At 63.9% G+C, this 25,620-nt stretch carries 16 protein-coding genes; 6 read left to right on the plus strand and 10 right to left on the minus strand.

Features of this window, described 5'->3' with window-relative positions; translation table 11 throughout:
- The first annotated feature begins 65 nt into the window (after nucleotides 1-65).
- Together C7443_RS13615 and C7443_RS13620 are read left to right on the plus strand one after the other, a co-directional pair.
- Nucleotides 66-4,937 carry an efflux RND transporter permease subunit gene (locus C7443_RS13615; protein ID WP_170123615.1) on the plus strand — a complete coding sequence of 1,624 codons (4,872 nt, stop codon included), beginning with the start codon at nucleotides 66-68 and terminating at the stop codon, nucleotides 4,935-4,937.
- A gap of 12 nt (nucleotides 4,938-4,949) precedes the next feature.
- A complete protein-coding gene (locus C7443_RS13620) occupies nucleotides 4,950-6,161 on the plus strand; it encodes an ABC transporter permease (protein ID WP_110019156.1) in 1,212 nt (403 codons plus the stop codon).
- A gap of 46 nt (nucleotides 6,162-6,207) precedes the next feature.
- On the opposite strand, the gene C7443_RS13625 is transcribed toward C7443_RS13620, so the two are convergent.
- Nucleotides 6,208-6,972, minus strand: coding sequence for an outer membrane lipoprotein-sorting protein (locus C7443_RS13625; protein ID WP_110019157.1), 765 nt, complete (start codon nucleotides 6,970-6,972; stop codon nucleotides 6,208-6,210).
- A gap of 58 nt (nucleotides 6,973-7,030) precedes the next feature.
- On the opposite strand from C7443_RS13625, the gene C7443_RS13630 reads away from it, so the two are divergent.
- Nucleotides 7,031-7,720: an ABC transporter ATP-binding protein gene (locus tag C7443_RS13630; protein ID WP_110019158.1), complete on the plus strand. Its 690-nt coding sequence runs from the start codon at nucleotides 7,031-7,033 to the stop codon at nucleotides 7,718-7,720.
- Entirely contained in the window at nucleotides 7,717-9,021 is a 1,305-nt protein-coding gene (locus tag C7443_RS13635; RefSeq protein WP_110019159.1) for a DUF1302 family protein, read from the plus strand. Before C7443_RS13630 ends, C7443_RS13635 begins: the two co-directional genes overlap by 4 nt.
- Nucleotides 9,022-9,058: 37 nt before the next feature.
- Here the strand turns inward: C7443_RS13635 and C7443_RS13640 are convergent, their stop codons facing one another.
- The 9 genes from C7443_RS13640 to rapA form a co-directional block, all read right to left on the minus strand.
- Nucleotides 9,059-11,050, minus strand: a complete 1,992-nt coding sequence (locus C7443_RS13640; protein WP_110019160.1) for a ThiF family adenylyltransferase — start codon at nucleotides 11,048-11,050, stop codon at nucleotides 9,059-9,061.
- Between the two features lie 24 nt (nucleotides 11,051-11,074).
- On the minus strand, nucleotides 11,075-11,512 hold the full coding sequence (locus C7443_RS13645; RefSeq protein WP_110019161.1) for a molybdenum cofactor biosynthesis protein MoaE: 438 nt from the start codon (nucleotides 11,510-11,512) through the stop codon (nucleotides 11,075-11,077).
- 5 nt (nucleotides 11,513-11,517) lie between these two features.
- Nucleotides 11,518-11,751 (minus strand): MoaD/ThiS family protein, encoded by a 234-nt coding sequence (locus tag C7443_RS13650; protein WP_110019162.1) that lies wholly within the window; start codon nucleotides 11,749-11,751, stop codon nucleotides 11,518-11,520.
- 3 nt (nucleotides 11,752-11,754) lie between these two features.
- On the minus strand, nucleotides 11,755-12,318 hold the full coding sequence (locus C7443_RS13655; protein ID WP_110019163.1) for a 3'-5' exonuclease family protein: 564 nt from the start codon (nucleotides 12,316-12,318) through the stop codon (nucleotides 11,755-11,757).
- Complete coding sequence (locus C7443_RS13660; protein WP_110019164.1) at nucleotides 12,318-14,132, minus strand: putative nucleotidyltransferase substrate binding domain-containing protein; 1,815 nt, start codon at nucleotides 14,130-14,132, stop codon at nucleotides 12,318-12,320. Before C7443_RS13660 ends, C7443_RS13655 begins: the two co-directional genes overlap by 1 nt.
- Before the next feature lie 102 nt (nucleotides 14,133-14,234).
- Complete coding sequence (locus C7443_RS13665; RefSeq protein WP_110019189.1) at nucleotides 14,235-15,929, minus strand: cation acetate symporter; 1,695 nt, start codon at nucleotides 15,927-15,929, stop codon at nucleotides 14,235-14,237.
- Nucleotides 15,929-16,237: a DUF485 domain-containing protein gene (locus tag C7443_RS13670; RefSeq protein ID WP_110019165.1), complete on the minus strand. Its 309-nt coding sequence runs from the start codon at nucleotides 16,235-16,237 to the stop codon at nucleotides 15,929-15,931. Before C7443_RS13670 ends, C7443_RS13665 begins: the two co-directional genes overlap by 1 nt.
- A 418-nt stretch (nucleotides 16,238-16,655) precedes the next feature.
- Complete coding sequence (locus tag C7443_RS13675) at nucleotides 16,656-19,664, minus strand: PAS domain S-box protein (RefSeq protein ID WP_170123616.1); 3,009 nt, start codon at nucleotides 19,662-19,664, stop codon at nucleotides 16,656-16,658.
- A gap of 168 nt (nucleotides 19,665-19,832) precedes the next feature.
- Entirely contained in the window at nucleotides 19,833-22,649 is a 2,817-nt protein-coding gene (rapA, locus tag C7443_RS13680; RefSeq protein ID WP_246004662.1) for an RNA polymerase-associated protein RapA, read from the minus strand.
- A gap of 201 nt (nucleotides 22,650-22,850) precedes the next feature.
- Here rapA and C7443_RS13685 point away from each other — a divergent pair, with 201 nt between their 5' ends.
- Together C7443_RS13685 and C7443_RS13690 are read left to right on the plus strand one after the other, a co-directional pair.
- Complete coding sequence (locus C7443_RS13685; protein ID WP_110019168.1) at nucleotides 22,851-23,759, plus strand: LysR substrate-binding domain-containing protein; 909 nt, start codon at nucleotides 22,851-22,853, stop codon at nucleotides 23,757-23,759.
- Nucleotides 23,760-23,798: 39 nt separating this feature from the next.
- Nucleotides 23,799-25,247 (plus strand): sigma-54 interaction domain-containing protein, encoded by a 1,449-nt coding sequence (locus tag C7443_RS13690; protein WP_110019169.1) that lies wholly within the window; start codon nucleotides 23,799-23,801, stop codon nucleotides 25,245-25,247.
- Nucleotides 25,248-25,620: the final 373 nt, after the last annotated feature.

The raw sequence follows: 25,620 nt of genomic DNA on the forward strand, positions 1-25,620 counted from the left end.
TCCATGTCGTGCCCACGGATTGGCCGAATGTCCCTTCGCGTTCCTCACCACAGCGTTCCCGAACCATGCTCAGCCGCCTGATTCGTAACCCCGTGTTTGCACGGGCTGCGTTGCTGCTCGCGCTGTTGGCGCTTGCCCTCGCACTCTGGAAAATGCCGCGTGCGCAGACGCCGATGGGCGGAGCCCATAGCGTCGAAGTCGTCACCCGCGCACCGGGCCTCGCGGCCGCCGAAGTTGAGCGTCAGCTCACCCGCGTGATCGAACTCGCAGTCAAGGGCGTACCTGACGTGCGCTTCCTGAGCAGTACCAGCCGTGCCGGCGAATCACGCGTGCGTTTGAATTTCCGCGCGCTGGAACCGGAGATCTTCGCTGATCGGTTGGGTGAACTGCGCTGGGCGGTGCAGGGCGCGGCCCTGCAGCTGCCAGAGCTGGTACAGGCCCCCGAGGTGGTCGACGTCAGCGACAGCGGCCCGCTGCCAAGTGTCGAGGTGCTGGTCATCGGTTCCCGCGACAGCGATGTCGGGCCGTGGAGCAGTGCGCAGAGCATCGCCGAGCGGCTGGAAACGCTGACGCATGTCGATCGCGTGCTGCGTACCGGCATGCGCGGCGAGCTCGTCGAGATCCGTTTCGATCCGGACAAGCTGGCGAAAGTCGGTTTGAGTGCAGCGTATCTCAGTGATCAGCTCAAGGTTCAGCTGCGTGAGCAGGCCGCTGGAGCTCTGGATATCGCGGAGGATCGCTGGCAGCTGCGGGTCTCGGCGCAGTCACTGGAGCCGCAGGCACTGGCGCGGTTGCCGCTGAGTCTCAGTTCAGGCAAGTCGATCGCTCTGGGCGATGTTGCCCAGATCGTGCGGGGTGAAGCTCCGCCGACCCGTGAGGTGCGCGTCGACGGTCGTCCGGCGGTATTGCTGTCGGTGTTCCGTAAGAGTGATGCCAACGCACTTGATGTGGTCGATGCTGTGGCGGCGGCCCTGCCGGTGTCATCGGATCTGCCAGCGGGGACGGCGCTGGTGCTGCTTGATGACCGTGCCCGCGATGTGCGTGGCGTGTTTGATGCTCTGACGCTCCAGGTGCTGCCGGCGGCGCTGATCGCACTGCTCGTGATCAGCCTGTTCTATGGCGCGCGTCTGACACTGCTGATCATGCTGGCTGTGCCGGTGGCTGCCGGTATCGCTCTGCTGCCCTGGTTGTCCGGTGGTGAGGCGTTGACGCCGGGCCTGCTGATCGCGCATGTCTGCGGCGCCGTGTTGCTGCTCGACGCCAGTCTGTCGGTGGCGGACATGCTGCGGCGTCGGCAGCTGTACGGCGCCGATACGGCAAAGGCGGCGCTGGACGCCGAACGCCTCGCCGCGCGGCCGCTGCTGCTGGCGTGGATCTGCTTTGCCGCCGCCGCCCTGTTGCCGATGTGGTGGCCGGACGGCCCCGGTGCCGGGGGCTCGCAGGTCGCGCGTGCGCTGCTGGCGCTGCTGGCGGCCGGTCTCGTCTACGCTGGCCTGTTGCTGCCGGCGCAGATGGTGGCCGTGGACATGAGTCCGGATCGGGCCAGCCGCGTGCAGCAGGTGCGCGAGTGGCTGCTGTTCCGTCTGCGTCGTCGCTACCGTCGCCTGCTGCTGGTGCTGCTGCGTCACCGCTTGGTGCCGATCATCAGCGGCATCGTGCTGCTGCTGGTCTGCCTGCTGCTGCTCAGTACCGGGCGCATTGGTGTTGCGCTGGGCGAGAGCGGGGTGCGTCAGTCCTTCTACATCAATCTTGAGCTGCCGCCGGCCTCGCGTCTCGAACAGACGCTGTCGGTAGCCGATGAAGTCGAGCGTGTCGTGCGCGCACTGCTGCCGCCGGGCTCGGTCCGGGAAGTCGTGACCTATGCCGGTCAGCGGCGTACCGAATTTGGCGCCTTGCTCGGTGCGCGGCATGGTCAGATCGAGGTCAGCCTGCGGCCTGAGTCTTCGTCGCCACTGAGTGCACATGCTGCGATGGCGCTGGTCAAACCTCGCCTCGATTTCATCGCCGGCGCGCGCAACATCGCCGTACAGGCGATCGAGGGGGGGCTTCCGGCCGCGCGCCCGATCAGTGTGACCGTGCGCGGTGGCGATCCCGTGCGGGTGCGCGAAGGCGCGGATGCGCTGGTCAGCATCCTGCGCGCGCTCACCGGCGTCGTCGACATCACCGACGACGATGATCTCGACGAGTCCGCAGAGCTGCACCTGTCGCTGAAGCCCGACGCGCTGCTGAAGGCTGGCCTGACGGCTCCAGCATTGCTGCGTGAACTGCGGCTGCTCGGCTCTGGCGAGCTGATCGCCCGCGTGCGTGAGAACACCTCCCTGATCGACGTGACGGTGCGTGGCAAAGCGATCGAGTTCGAAGACATTGACGCCTTTCTCGATCGACCGCTGCATCTGGCTGATGGGCGCAGCGTGGCGCTGCGTGAGCTGTTTGACGTCAGCGAGGATCGGGGGCGCAGTGTCATCCGTCATTACGATCTGCAGCGCTCGATCACCGTTCAGGCCGATGTCGATCGCACCCGGGTCAATGCCTTCGCCATCGACCGCGTGATCCGTGACTGGTGGGCTGCGGATTACGCTGCGCGTTTCCCGGACCTCGAAGTCGAAACCACCGGCGCTTTCGGTGAAGTCAACCGCCACATGACGGCGCTGTTCAGCCTGTTCGTGCTGGGCATCGGGTTTGTCTACCTGTTGCTGGTCAGTCATGCCGGCGATTATCGCCAGCCGCTGCTCGCCTTTTGTGCCATGCCTCTGGCTGCGGTTGCACTGCTCGGCGGTTTGTATGCCAGCGGACAACTGATCGGTACCCAGACCGGCTTTGCTGGCACCGTATTCCTGGGCTTGGCCGTGCATGGCATGGTCGCTCTGCTGGTGGGCACGCGGCAGCGGCTCGACCGCGGCATCGGTGTCGCGCGGGCCAACCTTTACGCTGCCGAGGTGCGTCTGCTGCCGACGCTGGTGCTGTGCACGGCAACGACTCTGGCGATGCTGCCGCTGGCCAGCGGCTTGGCCGGTTTTGCGCCGACATGGACCTCGCTTGGAGCAACGTTTGCCTGGGGTATGCCGTTGCTGGCCGTGCTGATGCTGTGTGTGGCTCCGGCTTTGTGCACATTGCAGGAGGCACACGAGCGCGCGGAGCAGGCGAAATCCTCGTCAGCGGAGAAAAAGTCGCGGGGAGGCTTGTTTGCGCGCTGGCGTTCCGGCAGCGAAGCGGATGTCAAGCGTCGTGATGATCTGCCGGCCGACCCCAAAGTCCGTCGCCTGTACGAGCAGGGGATGGACTATCTGCGTGCCAATGACCAGTTGATGGCTCTGCGCTCCTTCGAGGATGGGCTCAAGAGTGCGCCGAATGTCATTTCCTTGCTCGGTGGGGCGGTACAGGCGTTGTTGCAGTACCTGCATGCCAACTGGGACGAGGGGTTCTACGGGCGCGCAGCGCGGCATCTGAATCACTGGCGTCAGCTGGCACCGGAGTCGCCACGTCCGTCCGAGCTGATGCGTGCACTTGAGGAGGTCAGGGAGCGCGGCGCGGCGGCTGTGCTGCCACTGCGCAGTCGCAGTCGCAGCGCTGTACCCCAGGCCGCCTCTGGCGGCGGATGGCTCGGGCCGATGCGGTTGTCACCCACGGTCCAGCGGCCGTGGCGTTTACCTGCGCCGCATGTGCAGGACGCCGATGCCGACAAGGCGAAGCGTCGCCCGCTGTTCGATCGTGATCTGCCGGGCATTCTGCGTGCACTCGGCCTCGCGCTGCGCAATCTGGTGCGCCAGCGGCGGCGCACGGCGGCGGCGCTGGCGGCGATCGGTTTCGGCGCAATTGCACTGGTGCTCGCCGGCGGCTTCATCGAATGGGTGTTGTGGGCCACACGCGAGTCGGCAATTTATGGGCAGCTCGGCCACATCCAAATCGTGCGTCAGGACTACTTCGTCAAGGGCAGCGCTGACCCGCAGGCCTTTTTACAGAAGGAGGAAGTGCCTGAAGCCCTCGCCGGTGTGCCGCACGTGCGTCAACTGGCGCCGCGGCTGGCGTTCAGCGGCCTGATCAGTTTCGGTGACCTGAGCGTGCCCTATCTGGCTCAGGGCGTCGTGCCGGACCTGGAGGCACCGATCAGTGTCGATTACCGCATCGTCAGTGGTAAGGGACTGACCACGCGCGATGCGCGGGAGGTGATCCTGGGGAGTGGCCTGGCCGCCACGCTCGGCGTCAAACCGGGTGGGCGGGTGGTGTTGATGGCCAGCTCGCAGGGCGGCGGCTTCAATGCCGTCGAACTGACGGTGCGCGGTCTGTTTTCGACCTCGAATCAGGCGCTCAACGAAGTGGCGCTGCGCCTGCCGCTGTCGGTCGCGCAGGAACTGACGCGTGACGAGCATGCCGTCCATACCTGGGTGGTACTGCTCGACGACACCGCTCATACCGATTCGGCTCTGGCGGCAATCAACAACCGTCTCGATCCGTCGCTGCAGGCCGTGCCCTGGTATCAGCTATCGGATTTCTACAACAAGACCAGCGAACTGTTCGCGCGGCAGATGATGGTTTTGCGGCTGATGATCGTCGTCATCATCCTGCTGAGTATCTCCAACTCGCTGATGATGAACGTCATGGAGCGCACCGGCGAGATCGGCACCCTGCAGGCGCTGGGTACGCGTCGGCGCAGCATTCTCTATTTGTTCAGTATGGAAGCGTTGATGCTCGGTCTGCTGGGCGGAGGGCTGGGCGTACTGCTCGGTTCGCTGATCGGTGTCGTGGCTTCGGCCATCGGCATCCCGATGCCGCCTGCACCGGGTATGGACAAGGGCTTTGTCGCCGAGATCATGGTCACCCCGCCACTGGCTCTGACGACTTTCATCCTGACCGTCGGTGCGACCTTCGTTTCCGGCCTGTACCCGGCCTGGAAGGCTTCGCGGCTGATCATCGTCGACGCGCTGCGTCACAATCGCTGAGAACGGTGCAGCATGCTCAAGTTCGCTTTTCGTAATCTTTCACGTCACAAGGGGCGTACGGCACTGACGCTGGCCGCCATCGCCTTCGGCGTCGTCAGCCTGGTGCTGTCGGCCGGTTTCGTTGACGACATCTTCGTGCAGCTGCGCGAGAACACCGTGCAGTCCGGGCTCGGTCATGCGCAGATTGCCAAGGAGGGGTATTTCAAATTCAGTGCCCGTCAACCTTACGCCTACATGATCGACAAGCCCGAAGCTGTGATCGCGCAGGTCAAGCGTCTGCCGCAGGTCAAGGAGGCAATGAGCCGCCTCAACGTCAACGGCACGCTGAACAATGGCAAGGCGGAACTGCCGGTTCGTGGCGAAGGGGTCGAGCCGGACAAGGAGCGGTTTGTCGGAGGTTTCATCTCGCTGATCGAAGGGCGTCACCTCAACGCCGATGACGTCTATGCTGCCGAGCTGGGCGAGGGGTTGGCCCGTTCGCTGGGAATCAAGCCGGGCAGTCGCGTCACTCTGTTGACCAGTACGCCGCAAGGCGCTGTCAATACCGTCGAGTTGCAGGTGGTCGGCGTATTCCGCAGTTTCTCGATCGAGTACGACGCCCGCGCCATGCGCATGCCGCTTGCAGCGGCGCAGGCGGCACTGAATACCCATGCCGTGCATACGGTGGTCGTTGCACTGAACGACACCAGCGAGACAGATGCGGCGATCAACGTCATGCGCGCGACGTTCAGCGGGCAGCCACTGGTAGTCAAGTCATGGGAGGAGCTGGCGGACTTCTACCGCAAGGCAGTCGATCTGTACCGCGCGCAGTTTGGCGTTTTGCAGCTGATCATTCTGGTGATGGTGGCTCTGTCGGTGTCGAACAGCGTCAATATTTCGATCTTCGAACGAACCGGCGAGGTCGGTACGCTGCTCGCGCTGGGAAACCGTCGGCGTGAAGTGTTTCGCTTGCTGGTACTTGAGAGTGCGGTCAGTGGCGTGCTGGGCGGATTGATCGGCGTCGTGCTCGGCATTGTGCTGGCGTTTCTCATCAGTGCCGTGGGTATTCCGATGCCGCCGCCACCAAACTCAAGTCAGGGGTATCTGGCCGCGGTGCGTGTGGTACCGGAGCAGGTGGCAATCGCCATGAGCATCGGGCTCGTGGCGACGATCGTCGCCTCCCTGCTGCCGGCTTCCCGGGTAACGCGTCTGCCGGTCGTTGAAGCGCTGCGGCGTGCTATGTGAGCGAGTGCACGGCCACAGACAGCTTCATTCACCGGCACCGACAGCTTCATTCACCGGGTTTGATGCGCTTGAGGTAGTCCTTGTTGAACAGCTTGTTGGCCAGTTCACGGGGTTTGATTGCGCTGTAGACCAGCACCGACTGGTCATCTTTCTTCAGCGCATCACGCATCAGCAGCTCGGTCGGGCGCATTACGCCATTGATCATCTTGTAGCCGCGGTAAAAAGCTGTTTTCAGCAGGCGTCCCGACAGTGCATAGAACTCGGCTTTGAAGGGGCGTTGTGTGTCTTTCTCGATCCAGTAAAGCACGCGGTTGTAGGTCACTCCGCCATCGATACCAATAAGTTCAAGTACAACGAGACGTTTTTTGTCTATGGTTTCCTCGCGCAGCGTGCGTGCGTTGTAGTCACCGCTGAAGTTCGCTCGGGCCAGGTCACCGTTGGCTACCTGGCCGGTCAGCCGCTGTGACAGCGGCAGACGTACCGGCTGTGACAGGCGCGGCGTATAGACCCACAGGTCGCGGCCGCGCATCAGCAGGATCTGGCCCCGCTCCGACGCTGGAGCAGTGGAGATGACCAGCGTGTTTTCGTTACCCTTCGACAGAACTTGGTATTCCCGCTCTTCGGTTGGCTGGTCAGCGCTGGTCGAGGTGATGGTGACATTGAGTTCGAAACTTTCATCTGGGAAGCGAACCCGGTCGGCTGCTTCGAGCATCGCCATGGCCTCAATGTCAACCTCTTGGGCGATGGCGCAGAACGATGGCAGCAGGGTCAGCGCGGCCAACAGCAGCCAGCGGTTTGGGGATTTGAACATCTTGTACACACTCCTGTGTGGCGGCGGGCTGCTCGCCAGGGATTGAACGGTCGAGGCCATGAGCATAGTACGCATCGAAAATGTCTCGAAACGCTACCGGCTCGGTGAGCAGGAAGTCGCTGCTCTGCGCGGCGTCAGCGTCAGCATCGAACAGGGTGAGTTCGTCGCCATCGCGGGTCCGTCGGGCAGTGGCAAGACTACGCTGCTGAACATGATCGGCTGCATTGATACACCAACCGGCGGGCGTGTCGTCGTCGATGGCCAGGATGTCACCGGCCGTTCGCCCGATCAGCTGGCCGATCTGCGCGCCCGCACGCTCGGCTTTATTTTCCAGACGTTCAATCTGCTGCCGGTGCTGTCGGCCGAGGAAAACGTCGAATACCCTCTGGTCAACATTCAGCACCTGCCGCGTGAGGAGCGACGCCGGCGTGTGGCGTACTTTCTTGACATGGTCGGGCTGACACGCTTTGCCAAGCACCGGCCGAATCAGCTGTCGGGTGGTCAGCGTCAGCGGGTGGCCATTGCCCGTGCTTTAGCGACCCGGCCCAAAATCGTGCTCGCTGATGAGCCGACTGCGAATCTGGACCACCAATCGGGTGAGGGTATTTTGCAGCTGATGAAGGAAATCAACCATCACTCGGGAACCACCTTTATTTTTTCAACGCATGATGCACGGGTCATCGCGATGGCTGATCGCGTGGTGCGTGTCAGCGATGGTGAGGTCGTCGGTGAGGAGTCGAATCGATGAAGGATCATGTAATGAACATTGCCGGCGGCATGTTCGGTCTGGCGCTGGTAGGTGCTTCAGCTGCGGTGCACGCCGAAGCGCAGGTGACGGGTACCAGCGGCTTCTTTTCCAGTGAGGCGGCACATACTTATAGCGGTGAGGATCACTGGTCGAAATTCCGTAACACATTAGGCTTGTCAGCCGATGGCGTGCTGAACGATTCGCTGAGCTGGAAGGCCAGTACCTGGCTGCGCTACGACCCGGTCTACGATAATTCCAGCTACTACCCGCACGATGTGCGGGCGGACCAGCGTCACGAGTTCCAGTTGCGTGAAACTTATCTCGACTGGTCTGCCGGCAGCTGGGATTTCCGCTTCGGTCGGCAGCAGATCGTCTGGGGCGAGATGGTCGGTCTGTTCTTCGCGGACGTCGTATCTGCCCGAGACATGCGCGAATTCGTCATGGCGGATTTTGACCAGATTCGCATCCCGCAGTGGGCGGCGCGGGCAGAGTATTTCGAGGACGATTTTCACGCTGAGGCGATCTTCATCCCGTTCCAGAACTACGATGAAATCGGCAAGCCTGGAGCCGACTTCTACCCGTATCCGCCTGGCTGCCCGGCGGCCAACTGCCGCATTCTCAATGAGCGCAAACCGCGTGACGGCAACGATGACATGGCCGCTGGTTTGCGTCTGGGTTACCTGATCGACGGTTGGGATGTGGCCGGTTTCTATTACCGCAGCACGGATACATCGCCGAGCTTCGAACGCAGCATCATCATGCAGGACGGCGTGCCGTTCATCGAATACAAACCGGACCACAATCGTATCCAGCAGTGGGGGCTGACCGTCGGTAAGGACCTTGGCGAAGGGATGGTGTTCAAGAGCGAGGCGATCTATACGCAGGGTCGCCGCTATGACGTGCTGCGTTTCAGTGACGCGGATGGTCTGGTGCGCAAGGACACCTTTGATTATGTCCTCGGTCTTGAGTATTCCGGTGATGCGTCATCACGCGTCAACGTGCAGTTCTTCCAGCGTATCTATGACGACTACGATGAGGACATGATTCCGGATCGGGTCGAAAGCGGCGCCAGCCTGTATCTGACGCGCAAGTTCTGGGGTGATCGTCTCGAACCCGAGGTGACCTTCATACGCAGTACCAACCGCGATGATTGGGCACTGCGACCGCGTCTGACTTGGCACGTCAACCAGGATGTGCAGGCTATTGTCGGCGTTGATGTGATGCACGGGCCACCCGATGGCCTGTTCGGTCGTTTTACTAATGATGATCGCGTTTACGGCGAAGTTCGGGTGAACTTCTGAGCGCGCACCGCCGCAATGGCGGCGGTGGCGGTTCCTTTCAGGCGCTTGTTGTATTGAGCACCAGTTTCGCGAGTGGCAGGCGGGTAGAGCGCGATTGCGGGACCGAGCCGAAACCGACGCGACCGAAGTAGACCCCGCGTGCTGCCGCGTCGGCTCCGAGCAGGCGCTCGAACTCGCCGGCCAGCCAGCGCGCTGAATCGACGGAAGCCTGCTTGCCGGTGAACGGGATGCCTTCACGGATGTAAGACGCGAAGATCAGCGGGGTCATCTCCGGCTGGAACTGCAGGCCAAGCTGTGTCGCCGTCAGCCAGAAGCGCTGCATGGCGCGCCCTGCCGCGAGGCGATCGTCCAGTGTTCGCGGCGGAGTGTCGGCGACGATCATGAAATGTGCCGCACAGAACAGGCCCGGCAGCCAGTCAAGCTGGATACGCGGCAGCCAGGTGCCGGCGCAGTATGTGTTGAGAAAATTCACCCGTTCCCAGCTGCGCATCGCCCACTTCATCAGTGCGACACCGATCGGGTCGAGACCGACGGCACGGTCTGGCAGGCGATCCTCACTGTACTGCACGCCGTACTCGATGATGTCCCGGTGCACCGGATAGGCCTCCGGCGTGGTCAGCCGGACGTGGGCATTGCGGAACAGCAGCTTGGCGACGGCGCTGCGCTGCTCACCCTCAAGCCAGATGACGCTGAAGCCGGCGCCGACGCTGGCGTCCAGCGCTGCTTTGCGGCGTGCATCGAGCGGCGTGCGCTGCATCATGCGGCGTTGTGTGCAACGGGCCTCAATCGAGCGCAGCAGTGGATGCGGTGTGTCGTCTGCTGCCTCGGAGAACTGCAGGCGGAACAGCGGGTGCCAGTCGGGCGAGGTGTCGTCGACATTGGCAAGGCGCTCGCAGCTGCAGCGCAGCCCCTCGCCACTGGCGGCGATGTCGAGGGTTTCCAGCAACCCGCCGAGCGCGAGCTGGCTGGCACGGCCGAACAGATCATAGATGACATGGTCGCGGGTATCGCAACCATGCACGATGACTTCCAGCGGACCGACGGCCTCAAAGCGCCACGGTTGTGTGTTGTCACCGCTCGGCGCCCAGCGTCCCAGATCGAGCACACACTGCACGCGCGTATCGAGTACCGGCAGTGGCGCGGAGCGTTCGGGGCGGCTGAGTTTTTCAGAGCGGCTGAGAATCCGCCGTGCCACCATCAGTGCCAGGCGCTGCAACGGATGGCGGTTGCCGCCGGGACGCCAGGTGTGGACCAGCTTGTTGCGATAAGCGTCGAAATGCGTACCCCACGGTGCAGCGTAGACTTTGCCGCGGCCGAGCAGGATCTTCAGTACGTCGCTGGCGAGTGCGCCGGTCGCCAGATCGCAGGCCATCGGTGTTGACGGGCCGCGTCGTTCAATGAAATTCACTGCCGAGGGATCGACCAGGTAACCGCGTTGCAGCATCGCCGGCGACAGGCCGATGAGGAAACGTGCGAGCTGTTCGCGCTCGGGTTTGCCTTCGAGGCCGAAGTATTCCTCGAAGCTCATCCGGCCCGGCAGGAAGGTCAGTACCGCAGTGCCCATGCCAAGTGGGGCCGCGGTGATTGCCGGGATGCCGCGCCGGGCGCAGGCAGCGAAGACTTGGCGGCGGGCCTCGACGGCAAAGAAATCCAGCGAGTCAACGTAGATGTCGACATCGTCGAGAAAGCGCTCGATGTTATCGCTGCCGATGGCTTCGGCGAACAGGCGCAGATCGAGTTCAGGATTGATGTTGCGCGCGGCTTCAGCCATCGCATCCAGTTTCGGGCGTTGCAGATTGGGCAGCGTTGCGCCGACCTGGCGGTTGAAATTGTGCAGTTCGAAATGATCGAAGTCGGCGATCGTGAAAGCACCGATGCCAAGGCGGGTCAGCGTCAGCAGGTGCGCGCCGCCGACGCCGCCGAGGCCAGCGATGGCGATGCGTCGACCGCGCAGTAGGGCCTGTTCCGTTGGCGTCAGCCAGCCGATATTGCGGCTGAAAGCGGTCGCGTAATCAAAGCGCATGCTCATCGGTTCTCTCCCTGCGTTTTACGCTCAATATCCGTCGGTGTTCCTGTCAACCCAACGGCCGCGGTCCGTTAGGGTTTCATGCTTCCAGAACGGAGCGCGGGACTTCAGCGCTTCCATGATGTAGCGGCAGGACTCGAAGGCGGCGGCTCGATGGCTGCTCCATACTGCGACCAGCACGATGGGGTCGGCTGGCAACATTTCACCGACACGGTGCAGCACCAGTGCATCGAGCAGCGGCCAACGAACCTGAGCTTCATCGATGATTCTGGCGATCTCGCGCTCGGTCATGCCCGGATAGTGTTCGAGACACATGGCACTGACCTGATCGCCTTCGTTGTGGTCGCGCATCAGGCCGATGAAACTCGCCAGTGCCCCCGCCTTGCCGTGCAGGTCGGGCTTGGCCTGATATCGACTGAGTTCGGCCAGCGGGTCGAAGGGCGTCTCGCGAATCTCGATCAGCATCTCACTCAGCCCCCGGTGACCGGCGGAAAGAACGCCAGTTCATCACCATCATGGACGACGGCATCAAGCGTCGCGTATTCATGATTGATCGCCGCCAGCGTGTTACCGGGCAGCGCGAGATCCGGATTGAGTGCGTGCCAGACCGTGGCGACAGTGGTGACCGTGCCGGTGTTGAACTGAGCTTCGGCACAGCCCACGCGTTCACGCAGGCTGGCGAAGTAACGTACGCGGATCGTCATCTTTCAGGCCCGTGCTGGATTCAGTTTCAGATACATCAAGCCAGCCATGACCGCGTGCGCGAGGGCACTGGTCCGCAACATCGGCGGCAGCCCGAGGGCGCGGCGGATGGTTTCAAAGCGCAGGTCGATGGCATGACCCGGACGACGCGCACGGCGTCGGGCAGCGTCATGATAGAGCGCGGAGACATCGATGACGCGATTGGGCAGCGCTCCATTGAGCAGCTGACCGATGGAGTCCCCCAGCAGCGCGTGGTCGAATTCGGTGTAATAGCCAATGAGTGGTCGCGGTCCGACGAAGCGCAGCAGGCGATCAACGGCCACCAGTGGTTCTTCACCTTGATGTCCCAGACCGTCATCGACGTCAATGACGAACGCCTGCGATGTCAGTAGGCGGTTGCCGCGCAGGTGCACGGCAGCGATCGATTGCAGACGGGCACGATTTGGATCGAGCGAACTGGCGCTGCAGTCCAGGCAGACCAGTTCCCCACTGGTATCGGGTTCGTGCAGGAAGGCATAGGCCTCGGGGGGCGGTGCGTGGCGAAAGCGCTGACTGAACGGCAATGGCATCAGGTAATCAGATTGAGCTTGAAGTGGAAGGAGATGAACTTCTTGAACTCGTTGACGATCTTGAATGAGTCGCGCAACAGCTCGCGTTCGAGCTTGTTCAGGTTCGCGGGATTGATGTAGTTGTTCTGCGCTTCATTGCTGCGTGCCTTTTGCAGGCCGCTTTTCAGGCGCAGCGTCGACAGCACAGTCAGTGCCTCAGCCAGTTCCACCGCAAACTGTGCTTCGAGCACGCCGCGGCTGCGCAGGAGTTCGATGCGTTCCAGTGTGTTGGTTGCTTCGATGCGGTGTTCGAGTGCAAGACTGCGTATGCCGTGCGTCAGCGGGAAGATGCCACCTTTCTTGAGGTCGAGTTCTTCACGATGAGCCCCTTTTTCCACAACAAAGTTGGCGAAGAACCCCAGTGGCGTTTCGAAGCTGACGGTCGCGCGGGCAAAGCGGGCGAAGAATGGCTTGTTGCTCTGCAATTGCTGGAACACGTACTGGCGCAGTTCATCAAGCAGTCCGGCGTTTCCGGCGACCGGCATGGCGTCGACGAAAATCGCGAAGTGCATGAAACTGTCTTCGCCCGGGCGTTGGATCCAGTCGAAGATCTCGTCACGGAACGCACTGACGCTGCGTGTCCAGAAGGGGTTCGACACCATGATATTGCCGGGGCAGCGTGGGTAACCGAAGCTGACTAGCGCTTCGGTGAATGCCTGGGTGATCCTCGACAGATCGGGGTGCGTGTAGCCATCGCGCAGGATCAGTGCGTTGTCCTGATCGGTTTTCAGGATCTGCTCTTCACGTCCCTCGCTGCCCATGACGATCAGGCAGCTGTTGGCCAGCAGCTCAGCGGGTGCCAGCAGAGCGAACAGCTTGGCGAACAGCTTCTTGTTCAGTTCCGAGACCAGCTGGCCGATGTAGTGCAGCTTTACGCCTTTGCCGTGCAGGGCTTCGATGACGTCGACCAGTGCCCGGCTCGCCGTTGCGAGTTCCTCAAGCGTGGCTGCACGTTCGATCTGCACGGCAATCAGATGGGTATGGCTTGATAGGAATGACAGCAGATCAACCTGTTCGAGTACGCCAGCGATCTGCTGATCGCGGCGAATGACGACGCGGCTGATGCTGTGCCGTGTCATCGTCAGCAGTGCATTGAACAGAAAGTCATCGGCCTCCAGCGAGACGAGTTCATAGGAGGCGATATCGCCGACCGGATCGTCGGGTGACCTGCGGGCAATGACCACGGCATCGCGCAGGTCGGTACCGGAGCAGATGCCGATGGCGCCGTTGCGTTCAACCAGCAGCGAAGTGGCGCGATGCTCGCGCATCGCTACAGCGGCATCGTGGATCGATGTCGTCGCGTCGACGGTCAGTGGTGGATGGATGTAGGCGTCGCCGATCGTGGCGATCATGAAATCGGCCAGATCCTGACGTGAGGCGGTGCGTTCGTTTGTCGCGCGCTCGGCAATGTCTTCCAAGCAGAAATCAGCAAACTCCGCTGACGCACCAAGCAGTTCGATGAAGCAGCTGCGTGGCAGCGTGACGCAGACACTATCCTCACGCGCAAGCAGCTGATACGTGCTGCGGTGTCGCAGCAGCGACTCGACGTCGAACAGATCGCCGCTGCCGAAGCGTGCCCGTTCCTGGCCGTTGATCAATCCCTGGACCGTGCCGCGAACGACCACGAATAGCGCATCAGGGACAGCGCCCGCCTCCAGTATCGTGCTGCCCTGACTGAAGTAGGCAATATCCGCACGTGAGGCGGCCTGATCGAGGATCGCCGGCGCCAGTTGGTCGAATGGCTCGGTTTGGGCAAGCAGGGCGAGAGGTTCCATGACGTCCCCGGAATAGAAAACCCCGCCAGTGTAGAAGGCCTGGCGGGGATTTGGATTCGGGCAGTCCCGGAACCCTTGTCGGGTTCCGGGCAAGGGCGCGGCTCAGTGGCCGGAAGCACCCTCTGCGCCGATACCGGTCTGGCAGCGCACGTCCTGAGCTTCGTAGCCGAGGATGTCCTGCTCGGCGCGCTTGCTCTTGTCGGTGATCGAGAACAGCCAGATACCGATGAACGCCACCGGGATCGAGATGATCGCCGGGTTGTTCAGCGAGATCAGCGGAGCGGCGTTGCCGATGACGTCCACCCAGATGGCCTTGGAGATGATCGTCAGCACGGTGGCGGTGATCAGGCCGAGCCAGCCACCGAGCATCGCGCCGCGCGTGGTCATCTTCGACCAGAACACCGACATGATCAGCACCGGGAAGTTGCAGCTCGCGGCGATGGCGAAGGCCAGGCCGACCATGAAGGCCACGTTCTGCTTCTCGAAGGCAATACCGAGGATCACCGCGATGACGCCAAGGCAGACGGTCGCCATGCGCGAGACCTTCATCTCCATGACTTCGCTGCTGTGGCCGCGGGCGATGACGCTCGCGTACAGGTCATGCGAGATCGCCGACGCACCGGCCAGGGTCAGGCCCGAGACCACCGCCAGGATGGTGGCGAAGGCTACCGCCGAGATGAAACCGAGGAAGACGTTGCCGCCCACGGCCTCGGCCAGGCGGATCGCGACCATGTTGGTGCCGCCATTGATGCCGGATACCAAGTGGGCCTTGTCGACCACACCGTTGACCAGCGCATCAGGCTTGAAGAACTCGGGGTGCTGGCCGAGCAGCACGATCGCCGAGAAGCCGATGATGAAGGTCAGGATGTAGAAGTAGCCGATGAAGCCCGTCGCATAGAACACCGACTTGCGCGCTTCCTTGGCGTTCGGCACGGTGAAGAAGCGCATCAGGATGTGCGGCAGACCCGCAGTACCGAACATCAGCGCCAGGCCCAGCGAAATCGCGTTGATCGGATCTTTGACCAGTCCGCCGGGACCCATGATCGCCTGACCCTTCGGGTGTGCCTCGGTGGCCTGCTTGAACATCTCCTCCGGCGAGAAGCCGAAGTGGGAGAGGGCGGCGAGGCCCATGAAGGTGGCACCGGCGAGCAGCAGGCAGGCCTTGATGATCTGCACCCAGGTGGTCGCGGTCATGCCGCCGAACACCACGTAGATCAGCATCAGGATGCCGACGCCGACGACTGCGATCCAGTAATCGAGACCGAACAGAACCTGGATCAGCTTGCCGGCACCGACCATCTGCGCGATCAGGTAGAACGCGACGACGACCAGCGACGAGAACGCTGCCATCGTGCGGATCTCCGTCTGGCCGAAGCGGTACGAGGCAACGTCAGCAAAGGTGAACTTGCCGAGGTTACGCAGCTGCTCGGCCATGACGAACATGATGATTGGCCAGCCGACCAGAAAGCCGATCGAGTAGATCAGACCGTCATAGCCTGACGAGAACACCAGACCGGAGATACCGAGGAAGGACGCAGCCGACATGTAGTCGCCAGCAATCGCCAGGCCGTTCTGGAAGCCGGTGATGCCGCCGCCGCCGGTGTAGAAGTCCTTGGCGGTCTTGGTGCGCGATGCAGCCCAGTAGGTGATGCCCATCGTCGCCGCGACGAAGGCGAGGAACATGACGATGGCCGTGACGTTGGTCGCCTGCTTTTCGACCGGTCCGGTGACGGCATCGGCGAACGCCGGCCCGACGAAGGCCAGCGAGGCGAGCAGGGAGGCGAGAAGCTTTTTCATCATTTCACCGACTCCACGATCTCGTTGGTCAGACGGTCGAATTCGGTGTTGGCTCGCGCAACGTAAATGCCGGTCAGGGCAAAAGCCGAAATGATGACAGCAACGCCGATCGGCATGCCGATGCTCATCACTGCACCATCACTGGTCTTGATGGCGAGGAGAGCAGGGTCATAGGCAATGATCAGGACGAAGCCGTAGTAGATCACCAGCATGATGACCGCCAGCGTCCAGCCGAAGGCGGAGCGCTTGGATATGAGTTCCTGATACTTCGGATTGTTTTTTACTTGTCGGACGACATCGGGTTGCATGGCGCATTCCTTAGTTATGGCTTTGATACAGAAAGTCGCTCTCGGGCCCATCCGTCCTCGCGTTCATGCTCGGCCTCCTGAGCATGGCGAGCCCCATCCTCCAATATGTTGCAGTGCAGTTTGGATAGTGGAATGACGGTTTGAGCCGCCGTTGAGTTTAACCGAACATCGAGCTAAGTAAAGAGTGCGTGACGCGGCTTCCGACAGACCGGAATCTTTCTCTTTTTCCGTTTTGTTTTGTTTTGTTTTTCATATCATTACGAATGAAGCCGTTAATAGGTGCAGGCTGTTTTGTTAACGCTGGCAATTTGTCCTTAAAAGACCCTTGGTAAGTGAGTTGCGCAGGATGCTGTTGGAAAACCCGCTCCCTGTTGGCAAGTGCGGAATTTTTTTTTTGTATCGTGGTATCTGGTGAGGTTTAATCGTCCGCTTTGGCGTTCATCGGCGTCAGTAGATGCTCTATGGCCGAGCGCAGACGCGCGGAGTCGACCGGTTTGACCAGGCAGCTCGAAACAGCCGCCGGCTGGGTGTCATCCCCGTCGAGTCCCGCAGCGCGGAGCAGAATGATCGGTGGCGGATGCTTGGCTCGGGCGAGCTCATTGCAGATGTGCTCGACCGTGTGGACGGGCAGGGACTCGTCGAGCAGCAGCAGATCGAAGGGATGACCGAGCTGCGTGCGTTCGCGCAACAGCTCAAGTGCCTCGTCGGCACTGGTCGCGGCGACGGTTTGCCAGCCCCAGTAGCGCAGCTGGCGTTCGAGCAGGCTGCGGCTGGACGCGTTGTCATCGATGACCAGTGCGAACAGCCCGCTCCAGTCGGGTTCGCGCACAGCCTCACTGGCCGCCGCCGCAGTGCGCTGCAGGCGCAAAGTGAAGAAGAACTCACTGCCGGCGCCCAGCGTGCTTTCGACATGAATGCGTCCTCCCATCAGCTCGACCAGACGCTGGGCGATGGACAGGCCGAGACCTGTACCGCCGTAATGTCGAGTGAAGGATGCTTCCGCCTGGACGAACGGTTGGAACACGCGTGACAGCTTGTCCGCCGCAATGCCGATACCGGTATCACGCACGCTGACGAGCAGGCCGACAGCCTGCTCGTCGAGTTCCTGCAGCCGGATGCGCACGGCGATTTCGCCGCGTTCGGTGAATTTCACGGCATTGCCGACCAGCTTGGAGACGACCTGCGCCAGACGGTCAGGGTCGCCGGAGACATCGTCCGGCACGTTGGGTTCGACTTCGGCAATCAGTTCGAGACCTTTGGCTGTCGCACCGCGGGCATGCAGCGCCACACTGGCGTGGATGTGCTGACGCAGCGAGAACGGCACCGAGCGCACGCTGGGCGGGCCGGATTCCAGCGTCGAGAAGTCGAGGAGGTCATTGATGATGCCGAGCAGGCGATTGGCGGCGCTGTGAGCCGTGGTCAGGTAATCCCGTACCTCGGGATCACGCACTGTTTCCCGTGCGATTTCGGTCATGCCGATGATTGCATTGAGCGGTGTGCGCAGCTCGTGGCTCATCGTGGCGAGGAATTCGCTCTTCGTGCGGCTGGCCGCCTCAGCCGCGTCGCGGGCCAGCAGCAGCTCGGTTTCCACAGCCTTGCGCGCGTTGATATCCGAGATCGTGCCGGTGAATCCCGCTTCGAGCTCGTGACCGGCGGCGGTGTACTCGATGGCTATTTCGACCCATGCCGACTTGCTGTCATGGCGGCGCAGACGGACCTCGACGCGCGATTCGTTGGCATCGAGAGCGGTCTGTTTCAGGGCGGCGCGGTAGTTCGCACGATCGTCGGATTCGATGAATTCATCGAGTGATCGGCCCAGCGAGGTGGCGGGATCGTAGCCGCTGATTTCGCTCCAGGCGCGGTTGAGGAAGGTCAGCCGGCCCCGGGCGTCGGCTTGGAAAATGGCTTCATGCAGGCTGTCGACCACGCGCTGGTAGCGTTCATCGCTGGCGCGCAGGGCGTGCTCAGCGGCCTGACGCTCGCGCATGTCGCGGATATAGGCAACGAACATCGGGCCGGATTCGAGATGCACCGGGGTGACCAGAATTTCGACCGGGACTTCACTGCCATCGGAGCGCATCGCCGTGACGTTGCGCTGGGTACCGAGTATGTCGCTGGCGCCGGTCTCCAGGTAACGGGCCAGGCCCAGGCGGTGCTGCATGCGGCCGCGTTCGGGCACGATCAGTTCAGCGACATCACGCCCGATGACTGCCCGCAGCGGGTAGCCGAACAGGCGTTCGGCTGCCGGGTTGAACTCCAGTACGCGGCCGCGGCTGTCGATGCTGACGATGGCGTCGAGGGCGGCCTGCAGGATGGCGGCTTTGCGCAGTTCGCTGTCCGCCAGCGCACGCTCGGCCAGATCACGGGCTGACAGATCACGCAGAATGGCGACGTACAAGCGGTTGCCATCGCCGAGACGGGCTTCGCCGACCGATACTTCCAGTGGAATCAGCGCGCCGTCGCGGCGGCGACCGTTCAGCGCGCGGTTGCGGAACGCCTCACCCGCACGGACCTGCGGCAGCAGCAGGCTGATATTGCAGCCGATGGCCTGACGTGCCGGATAACCGAACAGGTGCTCGGCGGCCTGATTGAAACGCTCGATGTGGCCTTCAGCGTCCAGCGTGACGATGCCGTCCACGGCGTGTCGCAAGAGCGCCTCGGTGCGTTCCTGCGAGGCTTTCAGTGCCATTTCGTCGCTGGCCAGCCGGGCGGAGACCTGGTTCAGCGCGGCGCCGAGTTCAACGATCTCCGCCGAACCGCCGATGTTGATGACTTCCCCACGGCGGGTGTCGAGATCGCGGGCCAGGGTCGCGGCGCGCGCGATGCTGTTGAGCGGACGGCGCAGCATCAGCCAGAGCAGGATGCCGGCAAGCAGGCTGGCGATCGTCACCAGGATCAGCGCGCGGGTCCAGATGTGCTGGCGCAATTCTTCCGCACTGCCGATGCGGTAGTGCAACCGCACCCAGCCCAGTGGGTGCTCACGTCCGATCGGTGCCCAGATGTCGAAGATCCCGGCCTCCCCGCCGCTGACCGGTTCGGTGATCAGCGTACTGCTCGATGGCGGGGACAGGCGTTCACCGTTGACTGCAGCTGACAGCTGGGCGGCATCGCCATGACTTTCGGCGCCGGCAAGTGGAACGCCGGCAGTATCGACGACGTGGACCAGCAGCGTATGGGGGTGCAGTGCCGTGTCGAGTACCAGTCGGTCAAGCGCCGCGCGGCCTTCGTGCAGCGCATCGGCGGCCCGATCAGCGGTTTGTGCCGCCAGGGCCCGGGCCAGTTCGATGCGGGTACCCAGCTGGAAGTCCGTCTGCTCCTGGATGGTCAGCGCGGTGTGCAGCGTCATCGTCAGCACGAATATCACCACCGCCACCAGTGGCAGGCGGACGGCGAGGCGGCTAGGCCAGAGCAGTGGCGGTGTATGCATGATCATCCATGTGCAAAAAAAGGCCTGACAGACGCCGTGTCGACCGCTGAATCAAGGTCGGCGCGGCGCGCGGACGGGATCAATCCTGATCGAATATAACGACTCATTTCCGTGCCGTGCTGACCGCGATCGGGCGCGGTCGAGTACGCAGCGGCGGGACACAAATATTTACCGATCGGCCTGGACATCGGCTTTGAGCACGACGCGCAGGGCATCAAAGCGCGGTCGCGCCGCCGAGAGCGCCTGATGCAGCTCGGCGATGCGCTGCTCGGCGAAGTCGATTTCAGTAGCGCGCACGTTGGGGTTGACCGTAGCCAGCGCGCGCAGACGTTCGACCTCGGGCGTCAGCGTGAGCTGCATGCGCACCAGCGCCTGCTGGATTACCTGTTCGGCATGCTGGCCGGCGGCAATGGCCGCGGCGTCGAGCATGCGCCGCAGACGCCGGTCGGCCAGCGCCTCGCGCACCGCCGCCGCGGGCACGTCACTGCAGCCGGCGCTGATCAGTTCGCCCGCCCAGTGCTCGCTGCATTCCTTCAGGTGCGGATCGATGACCACACGCAATGCCGTTGGTGGCAGGAAGCGATCGGCCTGCAGTGCGCCGGGTGCGATGCATTCGAGCACGTAAACCGCTTCGAGCAGCAGATCCGGTGCTTCCTCGGGGCTGCGGCCACGCCAGGCGACCAGCGCGCAGTTGCCGTGTTCGGCACCGAGCAGCAGCTCGATGGCGCCGTTGACCAGCGGATGGTCCCAGCTGAGGAACGCCATGTCGTCGCGCGCCAGCGCGCGGCTGCGCGAGAAGGTCGCGGTCAGGCCCTCTTCGGGCAGTGCCGGGAAGGCGGCGGTCAGCATGCGCTCGCTGGCGTGCAGGATGTGGGCGTCGGCCGAATGTTCCTCGTGATCGACACCGAAGTGATCGAACAGCCGTTCGAGGAACGCCGCCAGCGCCGGATCGGCATCCTGATCGGCGATGCGTTCGGCCAGTTCGCCTGCCGGCTGGCTGCGGCAGGAGTGCAGTTCCAGCAGGCGGTCGCGGCCGCGTTCGAGTTCGGCGCCGAGTTCTTCACGCAAGGTGGCCGTCTGCGTCAGCAGGGCCTCGACATCGCCACGGCCGTTCAGCGCCTCGCGCAGCGGTGCGCGCAGGCGTTCGTAGACGGCATCGGCGGCGCGGGCGTAGCGGGCAAAGGCGTCGAGCCCTTGTGCGTACCAGCGATAGAGCACTTCCTGCGCGCTGCCGGTGAGGTAGGGGATGTGCAGCTGGATGTCTTCGCTCTGGCCGATGCGGTCGAGGCGGCCGATGCGCTGTTCGAGCAGGTCCGGGTTTTCCGGCAGGTCGAACAGGAACAGGTGATGCGCGAACTGGAAGTTGCGGCCTTCGCTGCCGATTTCCGAGCACAGCAGCACGCGGGCACCGTCGGGTTCGGCGAACCAGGCGGCAGCGCGGTCGCGGGCGAGCAGGTTCATGTCCTCGTGGAACAGCGCCGTGGCGACGCCGCTGCGCAGTCGCAGCGCGGTTTCGAGTTCGAGCACGGTTTCGCGCCGGGCGCAGATCAGCAGCACTTTCTCGCCGCCGGCGAGCAGTTCGAGCAGCGCGTCGACGCGCGGGTCGATGCGCCACCACGGCGTGTCGGCGTCGCGGTATTCGCGCTCCGGCGTCAGGCTGGCCGGCAGCGCGGCATATTGTGCCGGGCAGGGCAGCGCCTGCGGCCGCGGGATACGCTGCGGGAAGTTCGGCATCGCCGCACGGGTGTTGCGAAACAGCACGCGGCCGGTGCCATGGCGATCGAGCAGCGCCTCGATCAGCGCTTGGCGCGCCGCTTCTCCGTCGGCGCCGGGCAGGGAGACGGCTTCGAGTGTTTCGTCACCGGCTTTTTCTCCGAGACAGGCGCGTAGCTCATCGAGGTCGGCCAGATCGAGTGGTCGGTAGCTGAGCAGCGCATCGGCGATGCGGGCGACTTTGCGATACGCCTGACTTTCGTGGCGGAACACGTCGAGATCGTGGAAGCGGTCGGGGTCGAGCAGGCGCAGCCGCGCGAAATGTCCGTTCGGGCCGAGCTGCTCCGGCGTGGCGGTCAGCAACAGCAGACCGGCGGCGCTGGCGGCGAGTTGTTCGACGGCGAGGTAGGCCGGGCTCGGCGCGCCGGGCTCCCAGGCCAGATGGTGCGCTTCGTCGACGACCAGCACGTCCCAACCGGCCGCTGCGGCTTCTTCGAGGCGCTGCGGGCTGGCGGTCAGCCAGTCGCGGCCGCAGAGGATCAGCTGCTCGGCGAGGAAGGGGTTGTCATCGGCGCCGCCTTCGAGGCAGCGCTCCTCGTCGTAGATGCTGAAGGCGAGGTTGAAGCGGCGGCGCATTTCGAGGAACCACTGATTGATCAGCGGCTCCGGCACCACGATCAGCGCGCGCCCGGCGCGGCCGGACACCAGCATGCGGTGCAGGATCAGACCGGCTTCGATGGTCTTGCCGAGGCCGACCTCGTCGGCGAGCAGCACGCGCGGGGCATAGCGTTCGGCGACCTCGTGTGCGATCCACAGCTGGTGCGGCAGCAGATCGACGCGGGCACCGACCAGGCCGCGCAGTTCGGACTGGCGCGCTGCCGCCGCCTGTTCGAGGGTTTCCAGCCGCAGGGCGAACAGGCGTTGCGGGTCGGTCTGGCCGGCGAACAGCCGTTCCTGCGGTTTGCTGAAGCTGATGAAATTCGACAGCAGCGTCTCCGGCAGTTCGCGCTCGGCGCCGACGTAGACCAGCAGGCCCTGCTCTTCGCGCACGGCCTCGACCTGCAGGCTCCAGCCCTCATGACTTTGCACGGTGTCACCGGGCTGGAAGTGTACGCGTACCAGCGGGGCGCCCTGGCGGGCATAGATGCGGGTTTCGCCGCTGGCGTGAAACAGCATCGTGACGCGTCGCTGGTCTGCCGAGAGCACCATGCCGAGACCCAGTTCCGGTTCAGGCTCGCTGATCCAGCGACTGCCGCTGACAAAGTCGTTCAAGGCCGGTTCTCCGCTGTCGCCAAAAGGGCAGGGATGATAGCGCCGGAACGCCGCGGACTCGACCGCCGCACGGTTTGCGACTACATGACAGGGACGCCGTGCCGTGTCTTGCGCGGGCACGGACATAAAGAGCGGCGAGTTCAGCCGCCGAACCGACGGGTCCGCCCTATGCCCGTTGCCGCCACCGCCGGGAGCCGAACGATGCGACTGACTCTCGATGCCCTTGCCGTGCTCGACGCCATTTCGCGCCGCGGCAGTTTTGCCGCTGCGGCCGAAGAACTGCACCGTGTGCCGTCAGCGATCACGTACACCGTGCATAAACTTGAACAGGATCTTGACGTCCAGGTGTTCGACCGCAGCGGACATCGCGCGCGCCTGACCGCCGTCGGTGAATGCCTGCTGCAGGAGGGCCGCGAGCTGCTGCGTGCCGCCGTCGAACTGGAGGGGCTGGTCAAACGCGTGGCCAGTGGCTGGGAGCCGGATCTGGGGCTGGTGGTCGGCGAATGGCTGCCGGTCGAGAGTCTGCTGCCGCTGTGCGCCGAGTTTGCCGCCGAAGGCCACGGCACACGCCTGCACCTGCACAGCGAGATTGGCAACGGCGCCTGGGAGGCCCTGGTGCAGGGGCGTGCCGATCTCGCCATCGGTGTCGCCTGCGACGGCCCGCCTGGTGGCGGCTACGCCAGCCGCGCCCTGGGGTGCGTGGCGCTGGCCTTCGTGTGTGCGCCCACGCATGTGCTGGCCGGCGCCAGCGAGCCGCTGGACGAGGAACAGATCCAGCGCGGACGCAGCGTGGCGCTGGCCGATTCTTCGCGGCAGCGACCGCTGCCGACCATCGCCGGCGCCGCGCCGGAGCTCGTCGTCGGCTCGATGCCGGCCTGGCTCGCCGCCCTGCGCGCCGGGCTCGATGCCGGTTTCGTGGCGCGCCGGCTGGTTGCTGCCGAGCTGGCCGACGGGCGCCTGATCGAGAAAACCGTGCAGTCGCCGCCGCCGCCGTTGGCGCTGCAGCTCGCCTGGCGCAACAATCATGGCGGCCGGGCGCTGAAATGGTTTCTGCGCGCACTCGAAACGCCGGGCAGGCTCGACGCCTGGCTCGACACGCGCAGCGACTGACGCCGCCGCCCCCGATTCTCATGAAGCACGGTTTGTCCCATGGCCCGTCCGACACTGTTGCCCAGTTCCGCCGATCACGCTGCCCACATCCGTCGCCAGGCGGCCCGCGATCTGTTCGATTACTTCGAGTCCTGCTGCGAAGGGGCGGTTGCCGTCGATGGCGAGGCGCGCGTCGTCTGGATCACCGAACCCTATGCCGCGTTTCTCGGCCTGCAGGACGCCGGTTCGGCACTCGGCCGGCCGGTCGAAGAGGTGATCCCGAACAGTCTGATGCGTGAGGTCGTCGAGCAGGGCCAGCCGATCCTGCTCGACATCATGGCGCACGGTGAGCGCTCCCTGGTGGTCACGCGCCTGCCGCTGCGCGACGAGGACGGGCGGATCGCCGGTGCCGTCGGCTTCGTGCTCTATGACGATCCGCGTTCGCTGCAGCCGGTGATGACCAAGTTTTCCCGTTTGCGGGCGGAGCTCGATGCCGCGCGGCGTGAGCTGGCGGCGAGCCGCGGCGTGCGTTATCGCCTTGAGGATTTCGTCGGCGAAAGCGCTGCCGCCCGTGAAGTGCGCCGGCTCGCCGTCTGCGCGGCGCGTGCGGACGCCACGGTGCTGCTGCTCGGTGAGACCGGTACCGGCAAGGAACTGGTGGCGCAGGCTGTTCACGCAGCCTCGCCGCGCGCCGGGAGGCCGTTCGTCGGCCTCAATGTGGCCGCTGTGCCCGAAGGGTTGCTGGAGGCGGAATTCTTCGGCGCTGCACCCGGTGCCTACACCGGCGCCGATCGCAAGGGCCGCGACGGCAAGTTCAAGCTGGCCGACGGCGGTACGCTGTTTCTCGACGAGATCGGCGACATGCCGCTGCACCTGCAGGCCAAGCTGCTGCGTGTCCTGCAGGAGCAGGAATTCGAGCCGCTGGGCTCGAATCGCGTCGAGCGCATCGATGTGCGCGTGATTGCCGCGACCAGCCGCGATCTGCCGGCGATGGTGGCGGATGGCCGGTTCCGCGCCGATCTCTGGTACCGCCTCAACGTCCTGCCGATCGAGCTGCCGCCGCTGCGCGCGCGCCGCGATGATCTGCCGCTGCTGGTGGCCGTCCTGCTGAACAGACAGGCCGCCCGTGATGGCGGCGTTCGGCGTTCGGTCGATGCTGCGGCGCTTTCGGTCCTGGCCGCCTACGACTGGCCGGGCAACATCCGTGAACTGGCCAACGTGCTGGAGCGGGCGGCGATGCTGAGCGAGCAGCGCTGCCTGGGCGCGGATTCCTTCGCACGGATTCTCTCGCCGGCCGGCGCTCCGCGTGCGCCCGCCGAGGCGGGCGCGGCCGGGGTGTCCACACTCGCTCAGGCCGTGGCGGCGGCCGAGCGCGCGGCGATCCGCCGCGCGCTCGATGCCAGTGGCGGCAATAAGATGGCGGCGGCCCGCCTGCTCGGTATTTCGCGGGCGACGCTTTACGAAAAACTGGCCCAGCACGCCGGCGAAGCCCTGTCCCTGAGTCGCTGAGCGTCGCACCGTCATCGTGCTGTCAGCGGTTGCGCACAGACTTGCTGCGCTGCCGCGTAAAGCGTCATGATTGTTGCGCCGCATCAATGTGGCCTGCGCAGTGCCCGCGTAGGCTGCGGTTCCGCTCACCACCGCGCGCAATGCTTTGTGGCGGTGCGGACAGGGTGGCTGTTAGGGTCGAACCGGTGCCGTCGCGGTAGCGGTTCGGGATTGATACACGTGGTTCGCTGGCGTGCTGCCGGCGAATTTCAGCGCAAGCGTTTTGGAGGCCAGATGGGCAAAGTAGCAATCGTGACCGGCGGAATCGGCGGTCTGGGAACGGCAATGTGCAAGGCCCTGAGCAAGCAGGGTCGCAGTGTCGTGGCGGCCTATC

Origin of the sequence: Plasticicumulans acidivorans (assembly GCF_003182095.1) — a bacterium.
In the GTDB taxonomy this organism is placed as follows: Bacteria; Pseudomonadota; Gammaproteobacteria; order Competibacterales; family Competibacteraceae; genus Plasticicumulans; species Plasticicumulans acidivorans.